The following is a 19722-nucleotide window of genomic DNA, read 5'->3' as shown; positions in this document are numbered from 1 at the left end:
AACTTATGTTGTCAAGTGGAATTGTGACAGCGGCTTACATTGTTGCTGCTATCCTATTTATTTTTAGCCTTGCGGGGCTATCGCGCCATGAAAGTTCTCAAAGAGGGAACACTTATGGCATCGTGGGGATGGCTATCGCACTCGTTGCTACCATATTAGGTCCCCATAGCGCAAATGTGGGCTGGATGATCGTTGCCATGGTGATTGGTGCCGTGATTGGAGTCCGTTTAGCAAAAAAAGTTGAAATGACGGAAATGCCTGAACTGGTGGCTATTTTACATAGCTTTGTTGGTTTAGCTGCGGTACTAGTCGGTTTCAATAGCTTTATCGCAAGTGAAGCACATGCTGATGTCGTAATGGAAAATATTCATTTAACTGAGGTTTTCTTAGGTATCTTTATCGGTGCGGTGACCTTTACGGGCTCGGTTGTGGCTTACGGCAAGTTGTCAGGCAAAATGTCATCTAAACCGATGATGTTGCCAAATAGACATAAACTTAACTTAGCGGCACTGGTTGTTTCATTTATTTTGTTAGTGATTTTCGTTAAGACCCAAAGCGTTGGTTTACAAGTGTTCTTAATGTTAATCATGACTGTGATCGCATTAGCTTTTGGTTGGCACTTGGTCGCCTCTATTGGTGGTGCTGATATGCCAGTCGTTGTTTCGATGCTTAACTCATACTCAGGTTGGGCAGCAGCGGCGGCAGGCTTTATGTTAAGTAATGACTTACTGATCGTAACTGGTGCATTGGTTGGTTCCTCAGGTGCAATTCTGTCTTATATTATGTGTAAGGCAATGAACCGCTCATTTATTAGTGTTATTGCGGGGGGGTTTGGTACCGATGGGTCATCGACTGGCTCTGAAGAAGAGATGGGCGAGTATCGTGAAACGTCAGCGGAAGAAGTCGCTGAAATGCTAAAAAACTCAACATCAGTGATCATCACTCCAGGTTATGGTATGGCTGTGGCGCAAGCTCAATATCCTGTTGCTGATATTACCACTAAGTTGCGGGAACGTGGGGTCAAAGTTCGTTTTGGTATCCACCCAGTTGCTGGGCGCTTACCAGGGCATATGAACGTATTATTGGCGGAAGCGAAAGTTCCTTACGATGTCGTATTAGAAATGGATGAAATTAATGACGATTTTTCTGATACCGATACTGTGCTAGTTATTGGTGCTAACGATACAGTTAACCCTGCGGCACAAGAGGACCCAAATAGCCCAATAGCTGGGATGCCAGTGCTTGAGGTTTGGAAAGCGAGTAATGTCATTGTATTCAAGCGTTCGATGAATACAGGTTATGCCGGTGTACAAAACCCATTATTCTTTAAAGAAAATACCCAAATGTTATTTGGTGATGCGAAAGATAGCGTTGATGCCATCTTACGTGCACTATAACTACTAAATAATTAAAGCGTTTAATTAATATGATGGGGCTATTGGTCGATACCAGTAGCCCCACTTTTATGGTGTTAAGCCTTGTTAATATATTAAGCATAAAACTGGATATGGCTTTATTAAATAAGGTATTAGATACATTATTTAACCTTAAAGTTTAGATGGAAAATAAAATCATACATCATCAAATGTCTTATTATCTATTTTAAATAATCATTCATTGTGATAATGGTATTTTTTTATTGTTATTTTAATGCGCGTAATATACGAATATTAAATTTGTTTTTGGATATTTAATGTATTATTGTTTTTTCTGCCCTTACTTTTTTATTTTTTAAAAACGGAGTTTTAAAATGAAAAATGCTATGTTTGATAAAGCTACTCAGGCTAATTATATTATTGATTTAGAATGTTCCATAATTTCTACAAATAATAATATTTCATATGTGCGAGAAATAACTGAGCTATATGAAAAATATATGGCAAAAAATGAGCCAGAACGCCAACGTATCTTGAAGGTAGACCTCCAAGGAAAGAGTAAAATACTTAAGCCTGAAGAATATAGATTAGTTAAGGAGTATCTTGAACAGATTGATAATCATTATAATGAATTAAATGGTAGCATAGATACTCATAATAAATTAATATCTGAAATAAGAGGTTATATTGATAATCCAGGCTCTCGAAAAAAGGCTGCTACTTCAATTTTGGAACGTTCTACAAAGCTAAAAGGGATGTTCGATAAGTTCGATAATATCCCTGCAATAGGGAGTGAATTACGAAAAATATTGCCTGACCTACCTCATGATGTTCAAAGGTATTTAATCAATGTGGAGCTTGAAGCTACACTTCTTTACCGTAAGCATGGGGAATTATTGTATAAGGCTAACAAAAATTATTCCGCGATAAATAACTATGAAAAAAATGGGGAATATACTGGGCCAAATCATCTTAGACATGTAAGTAATTTTGAAAGAGATATGGTGGAATTAAATGCTAATATTAGTAGATTAAATGAAGAATTAAATAGTAAAGAAATGACTGAGTTTGAGCGAGTAGAGCATAATCGAACTTTAGATACCAGAAAAAAAGTATTTAATCTGAAAACATCATATATTAATTTGGCTAATAAGGTTGTTAAGGATATAGATAATTATGAAAATAGCAATAAAGTTATTTCAGGTTTGGATAATAACATCACGTTTGGCGTAGTGAATAAAAATGATTTCATTGGTTTTTTAGAGAATAAATTAATTGATTGTGTTGTGATTTTTAATACAACTGATGCTGATGCGGCTTATGCTAAAACAGAGGAAATCAATAATACTATAAAATCCGCTCCTTTATTTGTGAAAATTTCTATTTAAAATATTTCCAAATCTGCTCAACTTTGAGCAAATTGTATTTTTTATGATGGTTTTAGCTTATTTAAATTGCTTTTACATCTTTATTATTCCCCCTGTTTTACAGGGGGATAATTTACTACTGATGACGACAAAATATTGAAAGATGGTTTTACAATATAAGCCTGAGATGAGGTAGAGCTTGATAGGTTTAATCAGGTCATTTACAACCCGATGAAACCTTGGCCGCTATTTAATGTAGAAATAAGTGTTAATAGGAACCCCCCATTAAAAATGGAGGGAAGTGAAATCAATCATCATCAGCTGCACTGATAGGACATACAAAGCCATCCGGTTTTATGGCTAATAAGTCACATTTGAGTTTATCAATCACATGCTCAGCTGTATTACCTAAAAAGGCAGCAGAAATCCCTGTACGGCCTAAAATCCCCAATACAACTACACCGGCGTGTAGTTCTTCACACATATCGGGAATTATTTTTTCAGGTAGCCCTTCACGGACATGAGTGTATTTTTCATCGATAGCAAACTTTTGGCGTAATTCCTTCATCGCGATTAGGTGTTGGCCTCGAAGAGCGTTATTGTATAGGCTAGGATCGAAATCCGGCAGCTCGATGGCGATATTCATCGGTGCAACAGGATACGCGCTCACTAAATGAATCTCTTGTTCTTTAATGATACGGGTTGCTAAATCCCGAGTTTTTTCAACCAGTTTAATATTGAGATCGTCGTGGTAGGATTCTTCATTTGATAAGTTTACGGCCACTACAACTGAGCCATGATCAGGCCAAACTTTATCTTTTACCATCCAAACTGGCGCAGGGCATTTACGAAGTAGATGCCAGTCGAGTGGGGTAAAAATTATTGATTCAAAATTGTCGGTTTGATGTGCCATTTTCAGTAGCAGGTCGTGTTCTCCACTAATAACCTCTTGGATAATGGCCTCATATGGCTTGTTATGCCAAATAACTTTAATTTCAATATCAATCCCAGCTTCAAGGTAAAAATGGGCTTGTTGTTTAATCCAGGCCGCTTTTTGGCTAATGACCCCTTTACGCATTGCATTACGCTCTTCAGGGGAGAGTAATGTTGTCATATCATAGGAAAGATCATAGATAGGAAGAAACGCTTTTATCCGTCCACCATTACGCTGCACGATGTAGACAGCACGTCTTAATGCAGGTTGATCATCCTGATTTGGGTCAATTGCAACTAGCAGGTTTTTATAGTTTGCCATATTGAAATCCTCTCGATATACGGATACTTCCACATAGATAAACTATGATATTGGCATTAAATAGGCAAGAAATCTGGGAAAAAAAACGAAAACGGACCACTAAGAATGTGATCCGTTTAGGATGGTTAGCATGTAATAGCTGTAACTTTACCTGCAATATCAGTTAGCTTCGTCATATCTTCAATAGTAATGTACTTGCCTTTGACGCTAAGCATACCACTTTTTTGAAAACGACCTAAAAGACGGCTAATAGTTTCAACGGTTAGACCGAGATAATTACCAATATCACCACGAGTCATGGTTAGCCTAAATTCTCTTGGTGAAAAACCACGCTCTGCAAAACGATGAGATAAATTAAGAATAAATGCAGCTAATCGTTCTTCAGCATTTTTCTTGGACAGTAAAAGGATCATTTCCTGATCACCTTTAATTTCACCGCTCATTAATCGCATAATTTGTTGACGTAAATTAGGCATTTTGCCTGATAAGTCATCTAATGTTTCAAATGGGATTTCACAAACCATTGAGGTTTCAAGTGCTTGTGCAAAACTTGGGTGCTGTGTATGAATAATGGCATCAAAACCAACAAGGTCACCAGCTAAGTGGAAACCGGTAATTTGCTCATCGCCTTCCTCAGTTATTGTGTAGCTTTTTATTGTACCGGAGCGAATGGCATATAATGAGCGCAACTCATCACCAGCTTTAAATAAAGCTTGGCCTTTTTGGATAGGCTTTTTGCGCTCGATGATATTATCAAGTTGATCCAGTTCATGTTCATTCAGTGTAAAAGGAATGCAAAGTTGGCTAATACTGCAGTCCTGACAATGAATAGCACAACCACCAGACTGGATGCGACGAACAACTCTTTTTTCTGGGATCATATTTAAGGCTCAATCAAGTTAAAATTATTGATATGCGTCAATTTTAACATAAGATAATGAGACTGGTAAGTAGTAATGTATGACAGAATCGACTTAATAGATAAAAAAGCCAATTAGAGAGGAGCTAATTGTTAGCGTATTTAGACGTTAATGCTAAATTAAAGAAGATTATTAAAGATTAAATTTGATGTAGATTAAATTTTGACCTCTAAACAGTAAAAAAGGTGATTGCTATCACTTCGATAATAATTACTTAGAAATATGACTTTCAAGCTATAAATACTAAACTAATTAGCATTAATTTAACACAAAAATAAATTTATAAATATCAATTTTTCAACTTAACTTTAAGAAGGGAGATTATGATGATACACGCTCAACCATCTTTACCGACGACAATGACCGCTGTTGACATTATAGAACCTGGTGGGCCTGAAAAATTGCAATTAATAGAAAAACCACTACCAAGAATTTCTGCAGGTTATATGTTAGTAAAAGTCGAGGCCGCAGGGGTTAATCGACCGGATATTTTTCAAAGAAAAGGGGCTTATCCACCGCCTCCAGATGCATCGTCAATTATGGGGCTTGAAGTTGCTGGAACTGTTGTAGCTAAAGCTGATGACGTTGATGAGTGGCAATTAGGCGATAAGCTTTGTGCATTAGTCGCAGGTGGAGGGTATGCGCAATATTGCTTAGTACATAAGGACATAGCGTTGCCGCTAGGTTCATTATCTTTTATTGAAGGCGCCTGCATTCCAGAAAACTTTTTCACAGTTTGGGCCAATGTGTTCCAAATTGGTAAGTTAAAAAAAGATGAATCGGTACTTATTCATGGAGGAACATCCGGCATTGGTAGTGTTGCGATTATGTTAGCGAAAGCATTTGGTGCAGTAGTGATCACCACTGTTGGTTCAGAAGAAAAAGTTGACGCAGCCAAAAAGCTAGGAGCTGATTGTGTCATTAATTATAAAACCGATGATTTTGTTGAAGCGGCTTTAAATTACACCTTATCACGAGGGGTTGATATGGTGGTGGATATTATAGGCGGTGATTATGTCGAGAAAAACTATCAGGTAGCCGCTAAATTTGGCCGGATTATTCAAATTGGCATGATGAAAGGTAACCCTAAACAATTAAATATGATGCCGTTAATGGTAAAACGATTAGTTCATACAGGTTCAACAATGCGTTCCCGTTCAACTGAAGAAAAAGCATTGATTGCAACAGATCTTAAAACACAAGTTTGGGATATGTTGCAAAAAGGTAAAATAAAACCAATTATTAACAAAGTGTACCAATTGACACAGGTAAAAGAAGCCCATCAACATATGGAATCTGGTGATTTGCTGGGTAAAATAGTTTTATTAAACAATTAATTATTTGTTTTTTTCTTGGCGTTTTCACTACTGGCTGATGGCATGTGCTAGTAGTGAAAGCACTTGTCATTTATAACAAATAATTTACACTATCAAGTCTTTTTACCGTAAATATCTCTTTACAGCTAAATAATTATTGATTTTTTGTCCCCGCCCACAATTTCGAACGAAATTCTTATTAGTTTATTAATAATTTAATAGGAATAGATTATATCTATAGATAAGTTGGCCATTAACGGTTTGTCTATCAATATTTTCTTGTTAAATGATATTTAAAAAATGTATATCATTAACATATTGATGTCTTTTAAACACACAGCCCGTTATGCACTTTCCAATGATATTAAGTTAATTAACTTAAAGACAATTAACGTAAGTTATTTGTAGTTTGAAGGTGTAGTAATAATGAATAATTTTAAAAATTCAAAAATGAATGTCGATGCCTTGTTCTTAGGCCCTAAATCAGAAAATGCGGTGTTTTTCAAAGAGATGATGGAGTATTCCATCACAGAGCACATGCATTGGCGTTCAGGATACCACCCTGAAGACCCTGACCTTATCTCTACTGTTGACCGGTATGCCCCTGAATATAGGGATACATTATACCGTACCGAGGGTATTCTTAACCAACTCTCTTCAAAGCTAAAAACAACATCTGTTCCTTGGTTTTCACCCCGTTATATGGGGCATATGAATGCCGATACACTGATGATCTCTAATCTCGCTTATGTGATGGCGATGATGTACAACCCCAATAACTGTGCACAAGAATCTTCACCTACAACAACGGTATTAGAAGTAGAAGCTGGTTTAGATTTATGCGCTATGTTTGGCTATGACGTACAACAAGCTTGGGGGCATATTACCTCTGGTGGTACGGTGGCCAATTATGAAGGGTTATGGGTGGCACGAAACATCAAAACGTTACCATTAGCTGTTGCGCAACACCCAGAAGCACAACATTTACTGAATGGTAAATCAGAAAAAGAATTACTGAATTTGCCGGTTAGTAAAATATTGGACTTAATTGATGAATTAAAAAAACGCCACATTTTTGAAGAGGTTCGTGATTTAACGTGCCGTGGTGTTGGTATTGAGCAAGGAAAATTAGGTAAATTATTAGTGCCGCAATCCAAGCATTATTCATGGATGAAAGCGATGGATATTCTTGGTTTAGGTCAACAGAACATCGTCCAGTTACCCGTCGATGAAAGTTACCGAACTGATGTACAAAAAATGCGTGAAACGGTCTTTTCATTGATAGAGCGGGGTGAACCGATCCTTGCTGTGGTTGCTGTTGTGGGTACAACAGAAACAGGATCAATTGATAACATTAAAGAAGTCATTAAGTTACGTGAGGAATGCGAACAGCGTTTCGGGGTTTCATTTTATGTGCATATTGATGCAGCTTATGCGGGGTATGCTTGTGCAATGTTCCGTGATGAAAATAATCAATTCATTGATTATGATGCACTAATTAAACGCTATCATAGTGAAGGGATATTCCCTAAAGAGATCGTTTGGCCGAAGCCTGAGGTATACGAGAGTTTTAAAGCACTAAACCAAGCCGACTCTATTACTGTTGACCCGCATAAAGTTGGTTTCATTCCTTATTCAGCTGGCGCTATTTGTATGAAAGATAAGCGCATTGTCGATTTGATTTCTTATCATGCTGCTTATGTATTTGAGGAAGTACAAGAAAAACAGCGTAAAACGGACAAAGTACAGAATGTGTTGCTTGGTTCTTCTATTATGGAAGGTTCAAAATCTGGGGCAACCGCAGCTGCGGTATGGGCGGCACATCGTTTAGTGCCGCTAAATCTTTTAGGCTATGGGAAGGTGATCGCGGCAGGAGTAACGACGGCTCATTGGATAATTCAGGAAATTAACCAATGTGAGCCATTTATTATTGGCGACCGTCAATTTTCAATTGCTGCAATGCCCGCACCTGATTTCCACATGGTGAATTTTATGTTCCGCGAATCAGGCAACACATCATTAGAAAAGCAAAACCAATTAAATAAACGGTTATATGAGCTGTGTTCGTATGCTTCAGGGCGCACTTATTCTAATGATTTTCTAACATCCTCAACTTCGTTAACTCATGAAGAATATGGAGATACTCCGTTAAAACTATGCCGAGACGCACATTTTTCAGATGAAGAGTGGCAGAAGGTCCGTTCAGTATATGTATTAAGGGCGGCAATTATGACTCACTGTTTACGAGATAAAGGGCATTTCGATAATTACTGGGCGGAATTAAAAAATATCTTTGCAGACAAGCTACAACAACTCGTTGATGAAGAAAATAAACTCAATCATTCCAATTATAAAATTAGTGTTTAATTGACTTGCTAGGATCTCAATATGAAAAATCGCACGCTTGGTAGTGTTTTTATTGTTGCAGGTACTACGATTGGCGCAGGTATGTTGGCTATGCCAATTGCAGCCGCTGGCAATGGTTTTATGGCCAGTTTAGCCATGCTATTAGTGTTATGGGCATTGATGTGTTACACCGCATTATTATTGGTTGAAGTTTATCAACATGAATCCCATGAAACGGGGATCGGGAGTGTTGCTCAGCGCTATTTAGGTTCAGGCGGTAAGTTTATTACCGGTTTTAGCATGATGTTTCTGATGTATGCTCTGACAGCAGCTTACGTTAGTGGTGCAGGGGAAATTATCACATCAAATTTAAACAGCAGTTTGGCCATTGAAATGGCTGATTGGATGGGGATCGTACTATTTACAGTAATCGGCGGCGGGGTAGTTTGTTTTGGCACGTCATCGGTAGATTTTATTAACCGTATATTGTTTACAGCAAAAATTGTATTTTTAGTGATTATTTTGGCGTTAATGATACCACATGTAGAACAGCAAAATTTGCTGTCGGCGCCGACTGAAAAGGTACTGATATTATCTGCTATTCCGGTATTTTTTACCTCTTTTGGCTTCCATGGTAGTGTGCCTAGTATTGTTAAATATATGGGAGGAGACGTAAAAAAATTACGGATCATATTTATCATTGGTAGTGCTATTCCTTTAATCGCTTATATCTTATGGCAAATAGCAACTCTTGGAAGTATAGGTACAACGACCTTCGTGGGTATTCTTGCTGAAAATGCAGGGTTAAACGGGCTGTTAGATGCTATTAAAAATGTAGCGCAATCTGAAAGAACCGAACTGGTTGCTCAAATGTTTATGAGTCTCGCTTTAGCAACGTCATTCCTCGGTGTTGCATTAGGGTTATTTGATTTCTTAGCGGATTTGTTCAAACGGCAAGATAACGCATCAGGGCGTTTACAAACCGGAATACTGACTTTTGCTCCACCACTAGTTTTTGCCTTGTTCTATCCGAAAGGGTTTGTGATGGCGTTAGGCTATGCCGCGATAGCACTTTCAATATTGGCGTTGTTATTACCTAGTGCGATGGCGTTTAAATCCAGAGCATTAAATCAACGTAAGTATCAAGTCTTAGGTGGCGGGTTAGGGTTATCACTGGTATTCATTTGTGGTATTATCGTTATAGGTGTTCAGTTAGGTATAGTTTTCAATATATTACCTAATATAGGCTAATTACCATTCTTATTGTAAACCAGTCATATTTTAATGGCTGGTTTTTTCATCGTCAGTTTATCGCATTTTTTCACCATATTATCTCGACATTGCTGGTATGATTTATATACGAATGATTATCATTAGCACGATATGAGAAAAACCGATATATCTAAAGCTAGCATTTTCTATAAAAATGGCTATTATGTTAGATATATCGGTTTTGATAGCGAATAACCACTGAGAGTTTTAATGATAAGGGAACCGCAGTCAGGGTCATGCTTATGTAATGGCAAAAGTGTCAGTCGCATGTTCAACCCAAAACAGTTGAGGATATATATCTTACATTTACTGACAGGGGGAATAAACTATGGTTATGACCTAATTAAAAAAATTGGGGAAGAAACCGCTGGTTTTTATTGCCCAAGCCCAGGGGTGATATATCCAACTTTGACTTTGTTAGAAGAATTAGGTTTTATCACAGAGGGTAAAGATAACGGGAAAGGCCGTAAATGCTATGTGATCACACCTGAAGGGCGGTGTTTTTTATTGCTCAAAGCCGAGATTTTAGCTGAGGTTCAGCTAAAATTAAAATATGCACAGGAATTGAAAGCCGGAAATCAGTTTGCTAATGAAATTGAATGTGCAGTAGATAAATTTAAATCATTGTTAAGGCATAAAATTGTTCTTCAACAATTGACGAAGGATGAATCGACTAAAGTGGTTGAGATCATCAATCGAGCAGTAGAAAGAATAGAACAAGTGAATGCAGTATTAGTGACAGAAGGAAAATCAAATGGCTAAAACAAATGATATTATACAAGTGAATGAGCAATCATATATGAAAGATACTAACAAAACACAGAAGAATAAAGCCTCAACACCCGCTGACGGTGAAGCAATACAACCTTCAAATAAAGACGTAAAATTCAAAGAAGTCGTTTGCCCTAGTGTGCCAACTTCTTATTTTAAACGTGCAAAAAATAAAAAACAAAAATTAAAATACTAAAAAGCTTGTTTAGTATTTAGGCTATTAAAAAAAGTATTTTATAAATAATTATTGATAGGGTAACTTATTTTATTGATAAACCAATAAAAAACTCCAGAGGACAGCGGTTGTATAACAAAGGTGGGTACTGTCCTGCTAATGAAAAAGGTATTGAGCTTGTGCCATCAGTATAATGATGTTGTTACCTTTATGGGTTAAATTTTATTGGGTCATATTTATAGGAAAAATATTCCGATGAAAAAATCGAATAAGGATTGGTTTTTCTTATTTGAAATTCATATTTTTGGGAAAATAGATTAACCATATATTCGAGCCCCTCGTCTCCATAACGCCGCGTCGCACCCAGCAAAATTTTATTGACTTCCTCGGTTTCAAAATTTCCAGTTACGGGCCCTAAGTACGCTTTTACGGGTTTATTGGTTAACCTAGCTAACTGTTTTGCAAATGACTGCTCTCCTCCATTTCCTGAGTGGCACATAATTGTGCGTATATTGGTATAATTAGATAAGTCTTTTCTTTTTGATAATATTTCATACAATTCATTTGGGGTCATATGATTTTGAGCGCTTCTGTAGAGTAGTGCGGTACCGTTTTGTTGTTTTATTCCATGTGCAACAATATTTAGTCGCTTTTCATTATGATAGATATCTTCAAAAAAATAAAAATCTTTCCCCATAGGGACCATCCCTTCCATTTTGCCACCAAAGGTTGTTAATTTTGTACTGAGAGGTGAGCTATTTTTGTTTGTTAGTATAGAAAATAGCCTATTGGAATTGAGCTTAAGGCTACTTACACTAGTACCTATGCTGGCAATACCCAGTGCAAGAGATGCCCAGCCTAAGATACTTGAAGCTTGGGGGTCACTTTTCCGAGTTAACATGCTAGCGATCCCCGTAGCATCTGAGGCAACACTTAATATTAGTGTAATACTTGCCATGATGGCGCCAGAGGCTGCTAATGATGCACCAAATGTTACACCAGAGAAAATTATCCCTAATGCCCCAATCGCTAACCCACTCATTGCTTTAAGACTAAAGTGCCCTGATGGGTCAATCCGGTTTATCGGGTCTCCGGCACAATAGGCATAGGGATTTATCCCCCCTTTGCCAAAAGGGCTCAAACTATCAGGGCAATGAAAGCGCATTAGGCATGGGTTATATGCACGATAACCATTGCCTAGGTGATAAACACCTGTAATTGGGTCAATTCGCTCACCATTTAAGCCAAGAAAATGTTCTGTTGTTTTATCTTCGCCATATGGCAACCTAGAGTGGGACTGGCTAAGCTTATTGTTTGTATTTAAAGACCATATTAAATTGTCATTATATTCATTCGCCATTAAGGTTAGTTCAGTATTACATCCAACAGCTAAGCAAGTATGACCTGCTTTTATTAAACGAATTTTGTTGTTTTTTTCTGTGGTGATTTCATTAACTAGCTCGTCGGCGCGGTAATAGAGTTGATGATTTTGATTATTTTTGACGGTTTGGCTCACAATTTGATTTAGAGCATTGTAGCCATATTTGCTATTTTCCAGCCCATTAACGCGAATAAGCCGCCCTAGAGGGTCATAGTGTAATGTCCTACCTGCATTATCTAGTATCAGACGACCACATTTATCATACTCAAGTGGAATATTCGCAGGGTAATTACGGTGTGAATGAGATATGGCGGTTAATTGTGTAGGGTCATCTTTATTATTGTAATGGTACTGGGCAATATCCACTTCGTGGTTTTTTAGTACGGTGCGTACCTGAATAAGGTTATTTAATGGGTCGTAATCATAAAATTGCTGTCTAACTGATTGCCCATAGCAGTCTATAGGGTGCTCATTACCTTCAAAAGAGTAACCTATTAAACGATTACGTTTATCATAGCGATATTTTTCATTTTTTACGGGCTTATTATCCAATGTCGTATGTTTGGATGATAGTAAGCCATTTTTTAGCCATATACTTTGAATAACCAATTGAGAACCTTGGTTATCGGTGATACTCCGTCTAATTTCCTGATTAAACTCATTGTAAGTGAATGTGGTGAGTATAAAAGCATGGGTAGAATTATCAGTTACTATTTGCGTAATTAAACGACCCAGCGCATCATAGGTAAAATCAGATATCAGAGCACTATCAAAAATTCGACTTAATCGACCATATTTATCTCGTTGATAGTCTGTTTTTGCCCCTGTAATATCATGGTATGACACGGGCTTTCCTTGCAATGTCCATTGATATTCAGTCTGCTTAGTTACACCCGATAAAATCATTGTTTCTCGTTTCAATGTGCCTGAATTATTCCATTGATTGCTCACTTTTGTGTCTTTTTCTGTAGAATGTAACAGTTCTGCGGTGGCTAAATCATATTCAAACTCCTGAGTGACGCCACATACATTGACCTTATTTATGGCATTATTTAATTCAGGGATATACTCATAATGTACGGTTTCTCCTGAAGGTAATGTGATGAATGAAGGCGAGGGGGATGCGTTATCATATTGGTAGGTTGTGACTCGTTTGCCGCTTTCTTGTAGGGTTAAACGGCCTAAACTGTCAAATTCTTGGCTTCCTAGAACCCAGCAATGGCCATTGATATCAGTTACTTGAATGGATGAAACTTCTTTTCCCATTAAATATGGGACATATGTTTGTTCAATTACTGTGCCATCAGGTAATGTTTGGCTAAGAACACGACCATACACATCATAGGTCCATTCAATAGGATTGCCTAACTCATCAATTTGTTTACGTAAACGCCCTGAACCGTCCCAAAAGTGTTGTTGAGAGGCAATAATTTCACTATTCGAATCAATACGTAGTGTGAGTTTGGGCAATTGATTTTTCTTATTAAGAATAGTCATCCACTGGCCACTTTGTAGATGTTGGCCGTTTAACCAACCTTGCTGAGTATGTGTTTCGGTTAATAAGATTGGGTCAACTATTCGGTGTGTTTCAAAATTATTATTAAGCCTTGTCGTGGTAATTTCACCCCATGAGTCTCTTTTATAGGTTGTATTTATGGTATAGCACTGCTGTTTTCTATCAGAAAATTGGGTATCTTGTTCTGTTGTTGCTTGTAGGTTACCTAATGGCCCATATTTCTGATGCTTTACCTCGTACCATTCTTGGGTTCCATCATTATCAAATTGATATTGTTTTATAGGGTAACCTAAACTATTGAAGAGTATTTTTGCTTGATTACCATATGAGTCTTTTTCATAAGTAATAGGGCCTAAATGAGTGATTTTATAATGCCAATATATTGTTCGCTCATAGGCGGAACCCACAGCTTCAGTTTGGCTCAATATCCGGCCAATCTGGTCATAAGTATAATTAGTTTGAATGCCTAACCTATTTATTTCACTCAGCAAACATAAACTCAGCATTGATAGTTTTTTCATTGTTGCTAATTGGCAACCATCATGCCCTTGAAATTGATTTTTTTGAACTATTTGCTGGTTTTGTATAGAAGTGCTAATAGATTGTTTTGAATCGAAGTGGGTTGAGTTTTCCCCATCTTGATAAAAAATATTATAACTAGCTGTTATTCTACCATATTCTATACCATTTCTCTGGCTACAAAATTCAAAAATACGTTTTTGCAATAAACGATTATCTGCATAATATTGTTCTTGGTGTAAAATAATTATCTCGGTATTTTCTAGGTAGCTGTAGGAATAATATGTTGATGTAGTCGGTGTTTGATAATCAGTTTGGTTAGGTATTACTATTTTGGATTTCATAAAGCGGACAAATCCATTTTTTTCGCGAGGGCACAATAAATTATTATTGGTATCGCTACTTTCTTCTGCTGAATACCATTGCATAATGGTTCGCGTACCATCGGGATGTATTTCTAATGTAGGGTTGCCATGTTCGTCAAATTCGGATTGATAAACATCTTGTCGTTTTTGACCGTGTTGATTTTCCCATGTGATAGTTTTTTTGTTAACGAATTGAAATTGAGGGGGTTGCTTATCAAAAGGAAGACCGATAACGGCGTAATAATCATAGTCTGTACGATTAATATTAATAGAACCATTATGTGATTGATATGTTGTAATTTCATTTGTCAGTAAATGATAGTTATTATAGAGCCGTTTAGTTTCTATAATTAGGTCATCACTTCTCTGTATTTCTGTAGACCCATAAGTATAATTAGTTAAAAGCGAATATAAATTATCAGTATCCGATTTGAAATTTAATCCGCTAGCAAAGCCTAAATAATTTGTGTTTGTATAAGTATAGGAGGTGACAATATCAGGTTGTTCTCCTTGGAAAGATAACGTATGGCGAGTTGCGGCAATTAGTGCAGGGTATATATCCTCAGGGAATCTAATGAGGTCTCTTTGATAATAAATAGATTCAACCAACCCAGTAGGATGTATTATTTTTTCTATGTAACCATATTCATTATAACTGAAATGCCAAATATAATTTTCTGTTGTTTTTATAAGTTGCTGTAAATGTCCATTGAATATTTTTAATTTTATTTTATAGCACTCTAGTGATAGGGGATATATTGATATTATAGGCTGATTATAATTTTCGTAGTCTATCGATAATAAAACATTATTTTCATCTTTTATTTCTAAAAGGTGAGGGAAGCCAAAAAACGCCCATTTTAGGATAACAAAATGGCCATCATAACTTTCGATTTTTAATGTATTTTTGATATCACTTCCCGAAGATGGTCCTTCTAATATTTCAACTACACCTGATTTATAGGTGATTTTATAAAAATCATCAAAACGTTCAAAAATAAAATTATTTAACTTTTTTTGTTTTACTTCAAAATTGGCAATAGTATCATTAATAAGATATTTTTCACCAGATGATAAGTGAAGTAGTTTGTTCTTACTGTCATAGGTGGTTAATGGTAATGAGAAGCCCATACCAAAGCCACTATTATTATTTTGTAATGAACTACTGCATAATGATAAGTTAATTTCGGGGCCCATGCCATAGTTACAATTAATATTAACGATAGGGATATTTAAGGAAAAAATACCGGTTCTAGGGTCTATTCCTGTTTTTAATGCACTTATGAAATTTTGGCTTTGTGAAAAAAATGTATTCATAGAATATTATCTATTTAATTTATTATTGATTTTTGTTGGATGTTTTTGATTATGACATTATTAAAATAATAAGCGTTATAATTTATAATGCTGAGAAATTAATAAATATAATAATGCGGTTGGTTAGCTAACATAAAATTTAATATGTTCATCATTACCTACCTTGGCTATAATTGTGGCTTCATTTCCATATTGGTCACGCAAAATAAACGCCATTTTTTCTCCCCATTCACTATAATTCCATAAAGCACCATACCAAACACGGTAACTCCAAAAGCATAACCCTGTTTTTTCATGGTTTTTTGATGTAACAGTGATGGACCATTTTTGTGTGAAATGAAATGTTGTTGTATATGCGGCATCGTGATTTTGTTTGACTGAAGAGTCTGTTGATGTGCTACAACCTTTGTAATTACCTGTTTGTTTATAGTGGAACCATAGATGCTCTTGGCATGATGCGTCATGAGTAATTGTGCCATTTGTATTATTAAATCTTACGTAGTATTTAGTCAAAATGCTATTTGAGTAACCACCCACGCCTTTCTCGATAATGGGGTGTTCAAGAGAGTACTTATCAAGATCGGACTCTGAAAAAATACGTTTGGGTAGTACATTCAATAGGACATAATCAGGCATTTTATTTTTCCCATTATATTCTAGGGCTGTAGTATATTCATCTTGATTAATTTGACATCTTACACAGAGTTTAAATGCTTCAATTAGATGGTTAAGAGAGACATAGACAATACATGATGAAATGTTAACTTGTTTATTAGACGTACCATTGTTTGGGGCATAGTTTCCGCATATATCAGTATAGTGAAGTACATTAGAAAACGGTTCATTCTTATAATCTACTAGTTGAATGTTTTTAAATATATCTTTTGGCGATATGTCAAGTGGTTGGTTGTGATTGTTTTTCGCTTCGATATTAATTTCAACCTGAACTTGGTGGTTGCCATTAGCATAAATAGATGCAGCTTTACCTCCACCAGGAATGAATATTTTTAAGGCGGATAGAGAGTGAATATCCTCCCAGTAGCAAATACCCGATATATAATCATTTCCCTCTATCACGGTGCCTAAATTTATTGACGCATTGCCATAAACCCTCGCATTACCTCTTATTATTGCATTATTCCTGATAAGGGCATTACCATAAACTTGAGCATTTTCACTAATGAGTGGACTGCCTTCTACAGTGGCATTTTCATAGACTTTTGCATAATTAGTTACCTGACAACTAATAAGTATTTTCGCATTGTCATAAACCTCAGCATGGCCACTAATAATAGAATTATTAGTCACTATGGCATTACCATAAACTTTAGCAGAGTCTTTTATTATTACTGCGGTATAATCTTTTCCTGTGATTTGAGCAAATTCGCTTATTTCAGCTGAATTCATAATAAGGCATCTTCCTCTTAATTCAGCATTGCCTGAAACTTTAGCATTATCGAAAACATCGGATTTATCTAATACTTTAGAATTACCAGAAACACTAGCATTATCAGATACCTTTGCATTTCCATAAATATTTGCATTATCGGATATTAGAGCATTACCATAAACCATAGCATTGTCATATACTTTTGCATCGTCACATATGCAGGCATTACCAGATATTTGTGCATCACCAGAAATATGAGCGTTACCATATACCATCGCATCATCTAAAATAAAACAATTACCTTCCTGACTTAAATTACTTTCACTACTAACCCATCCACCATATTCTTTGGTTATTAGGTTTTCTATTTTATATAGTGTGATGCCATCATGATTTTTTTCAATATCGGTGATCCTATATTTCTGCATAATAATTAACCTTGTTTATTGGGTTTGTAGGTATACTAAATTTTGGTCTATATGTTTATTTTTAATGGGATATATAAAATATAAAAATATTATTAACATTCAAAGATTGTTAATGTTAATGAAAAAAATAAATAATTAGAATGCTAAAAAAAGAGTATTCTTATTTAAAATTATAATAAATTAAATTTATCATAGAAACATGAATGGTATAAATTCCCCTGATAATATTGAATTATCAGGGGAATAGGTTATAAACCTAATTGAGATTGTATATAGGCAATTTCTTCAATCCATTGCTGCTGTAATTGTGGTTTTTGATGATTCAGTTTGCGTTTTTGGTCAGCTTGTAACTTTTCCTCTAACACTAACAATTTTTCTAGCAATTCATCTTCCTGAGTTGCTTTGCTAGGGTAAACATCAAGCTCCGCACTTGCATTAATAAGCGGGGGATTATTGACTAACAACAGTTGGGATTGCTGCTCAATTTTATGATAGATATCATCTACATTGAGGTATTCTTCCAAACGATTATCATTAATAAACCAAAAACGTTGGCAGCTATTTTCAATCAGCCACCTATCATGGCTGACGACCAGTAATGCCCCTGAAAATTGGCGGATTTGCTCGCTTAGTGCTTCTTTCCCTTCAAGATCAAGGTGGTTTGTTGGCTCATCCAGTAACAATAATTCATATTGAGCCAAACTTAAACCAATAAACAACAGTCTAGAGCGTTCCCCGCCACTCAGTGTTGCTACTTTTTGTGAGTGACGAGTATAAGCAAAACCTGCACTGATTAAGGCCATTTTGCGTTGTTCATCTGTTAACGGTGCAAAAGGGCGTAATGCATCCAGTAGAGTGTCATTATCATTTAGCTGCGCAAGTTGCTGATCATAATAACCAGTGCTAATTGCAGGATGAAACTTTAGCTGCGAACTATAGCGTAAATCTTGCTGATAGTGCTGCCAAAGTAGACGCAATAATGTTGATTTACCACAACCATTTGCACCGATAATAGCAATACGATCGCCACTTTTAACTTGATGAAATGCACTAGTAAATAAATGCAAGCCATTAGGTGTTGAAATGACGGTATTCTCTAACTCAAGTACGCGGTTTGCAGGGATGGATTTGCCATTTAAAGATAATGTCCATTGGTAACCCTCTGTGACTTCTGTTTGGTCATCCTTAAGACGATCAATATGCTTTTCCATCTGCTTTGCTTTACGAGAAAGTGCTTCGTTATCGTACACGTGTCCCCATATGGCTAAGCGCTTAGCACTTGAGGTTATGCGGTCAATTTCCTTTTGCTCTGCCTGAAACCGATGTTCGTCTGCAATATCTTTTTCAATTAGCGCTTGACGAGCGGCGCTACAAGCTAACCGAAAAAAATGGAGCGATTTATCCCGCAAAATCCATGTGCAGTTGGTCACTTTATCAAGTAACGCTTGGTCATGGGAAACAAGTATAAAGCTGCCTTTCCATGATTGCAGAAAATCACCTAACCAAATAAGGGTAGGCAGATCTAAGTGGTTACTCGGTTCATCTAACAGTAATAAATCAGGTTGTTCAATTAAAGCACGGCCTAATAATAAACGAGTATGTTGACCACCACTTATTGTGTTTGCTTTTTGTTCCCATTGTTGTGTCGTAAAGCCTAACTCAGATAATAAAACTTCAGCCCGCCAGCGGTCTGTTATTTTATCTTGCTCAGGAAGCTTCTCAACAATAGCATCAATGAGTGACAGATTAGCAACATCTGCAGGTAAATGCTGTTCGATATAAGCGGTGACGCAATGGTTTGCATAAGTGATAGTGCCACTATTTGGAGATAACTGGTGGGTTATCAGTTTTAATAATGTACTTTTCCCACTGCCGTTATGGCCTATTAAGCCTATACGTTCACCTTGTTGTAAGGTAAAAGAAACATCATTTAATAAAGACGTTGTTGGTGTATCGTAGTTTAATGATTTTACAGATAATAAAGTACTCATAGCTTACTCAATTTTTA

The 19722-nt window shown here is 36.4% G+C and carries 12 protein-coding genes; 7 read left to right on the top strand and 5 right to left on the bottom strand.

The genetic code is table 11. From position 1 onward, the window contains the following. The first annotated feature begins 8 nt into the window (after positions 1–8). Both pntB and M1F14_RS14770 read left to right on the top strand, forming a co-directional pair. Positions 9–1397, top strand: coding sequence for a Re/Si-specific NAD(P)(+) transhydrogenase subunit beta (gene pntB / locus M1F14_RS14775; protein WP_042844348.1), 1389 nt, complete (start codon positions 9–11; stop codon positions 1395–1397). 353 nt (positions 1398–1750) lie between these two features. Then, positions 1751–2764, top strand: coding sequence for a hypothetical protein (locus M1F14_RS14770; protein WP_181469260.1), 1014 nt, complete (start codon positions 1751–1753; stop codon positions 2762–2764). A 286-nt stretch (positions 2765–3050) separates the two neighbouring features. Here the strand turns inward: M1F14_RS14770 and uspE are convergent, their stop codons facing one another. After that, on the bottom strand, positions 3051–3998 hold the full coding sequence (gene uspE, locus M1F14_RS14765; protein ID WP_048607154.1) for a universal stress protein UspE: 948 nt from the start codon (positions 3996–3998) through the stop codon (positions 3051–3053). Between the two features lie 125 nt (positions 3999–4123). Continuing rightward, positions 4124–4879: an FNR family transcription factor gene (locus M1F14_RS14760; RefSeq protein ID WP_042843842.1), complete on the bottom strand. Its 756-nt coding sequence runs from the start codon at positions 4877–4879 to the stop codon at positions 4124–4126. A 365-nt stretch (positions 4880–5244) separates the two neighbouring features. Here M1F14_RS14760 and M1F14_RS14755 point away from each other — a divergent pair, with 365 nt between their 5' ends. The 5 genes from M1F14_RS14755 to M1F14_RS14735 all read left to right on the top strand — a co-directional run bounded on the left by M1F14_RS14755 (position 5245) and on the right by M1F14_RS14735 (position 10819). Then, the gene (locus M1F14_RS14755; protein ID WP_395346597.1) at positions 5245–6255 is read left to right on the top strand and encodes an NAD(P)H-quinone oxidoreductase; all 1011 of its coding nucleotides are present in this window, start codon (positions 5245–5247) and stop codon (positions 6253–6255) included. A 405-nt stretch (positions 6256–6660) separates the two neighbouring features. Beyond that, a complete protein-coding gene (locus M1F14_RS14750) occupies positions 6661–8601 on the top strand; it encodes a pyridoxal-dependent decarboxylase (RefSeq protein WP_042843841.1) in 1941 nt (646 codons plus the stop codon). 81 nt (positions 8602–8682) lie between these two features. Then, positions 8683–9831 carry a tyrosine transporter TyrP gene (gene tyrP, locus M1F14_RS14745; RefSeq protein WP_230232918.1) on the top strand — a complete coding sequence of 383 codons (1149 nt, stop codon included), beginning with the start codon at positions 8683–8685 and terminating at the stop codon, positions 9829–9831. 288 nt (positions 9832–10119) lie between these two features. Then, entirely contained in the window at positions 10120–10614 is a 495-nt protein-coding gene (locus M1F14_RS14740; protein ID WP_232370530.1) for a PadR family transcriptional regulator, read from the top strand. Continuing rightward, positions 10607–10819 carry a hypothetical protein gene (locus tag M1F14_RS14735; RefSeq protein WP_042843838.1) on the top strand — a complete coding sequence of 71 codons (213 nt, stop codon included), beginning with the start codon at positions 10607–10609 and terminating at the stop codon, positions 10817–10819. The genes M1F14_RS14740 and M1F14_RS14735 overlap by 8 nt, the downstream gene beginning before the upstream one ends. Before the next feature lie 187 nt (positions 10820–11006). On the opposite strand, the gene M1F14_RS14730 is transcribed toward M1F14_RS14735, so the two are convergent. From M1F14_RS14730 to M1F14_RS14720, 3 genes are all read right to left on the bottom strand, one after another. After that, positions 11007–15896 (bottom strand): RHS repeat-associated core domain-containing protein, encoded by a 4890-nt coding sequence (locus M1F14_RS14730; RefSeq protein ID WP_181469261.1) that lies wholly within the window; start codon positions 15894–15896, stop codon positions 11007–11009. A gap of 123 nt (positions 15897–16019) precedes the next feature. Beyond that, positions 16020–17714, bottom strand: a complete 1695-nt coding sequence (locus M1F14_RS14725; RefSeq protein WP_181469262.1) for a hypothetical protein — start codon at positions 17712–17714, stop codon at positions 16020–16022. 248 nt (positions 17715–17962) lie between these two features. Then, positions 17963–19705, bottom strand: coding sequence for an ABC-F family ATP-binding cassette domain-containing protein (locus tag M1F14_RS14720; RefSeq protein WP_048607160.1), 1743 nt, complete (start codon positions 19703–19705; stop codon positions 17963–17965). Positions 19706–19722: the final 17 nt, after the last annotated feature.

This window comes from Providencia sp. PROV003, assembly GCF_045040775.1.
In the GTDB taxonomy this organism is placed as follows: domain Bacteria; phylum Pseudomonadota; class Gammaproteobacteria; order Enterobacterales; family Enterobacteriaceae; genus Providencia; species Providencia huashanensis.
Note: the sequence above shows the minus strand (reverse complement) of the source record. Positions and strands in the feature narration are given on the sequence as shown.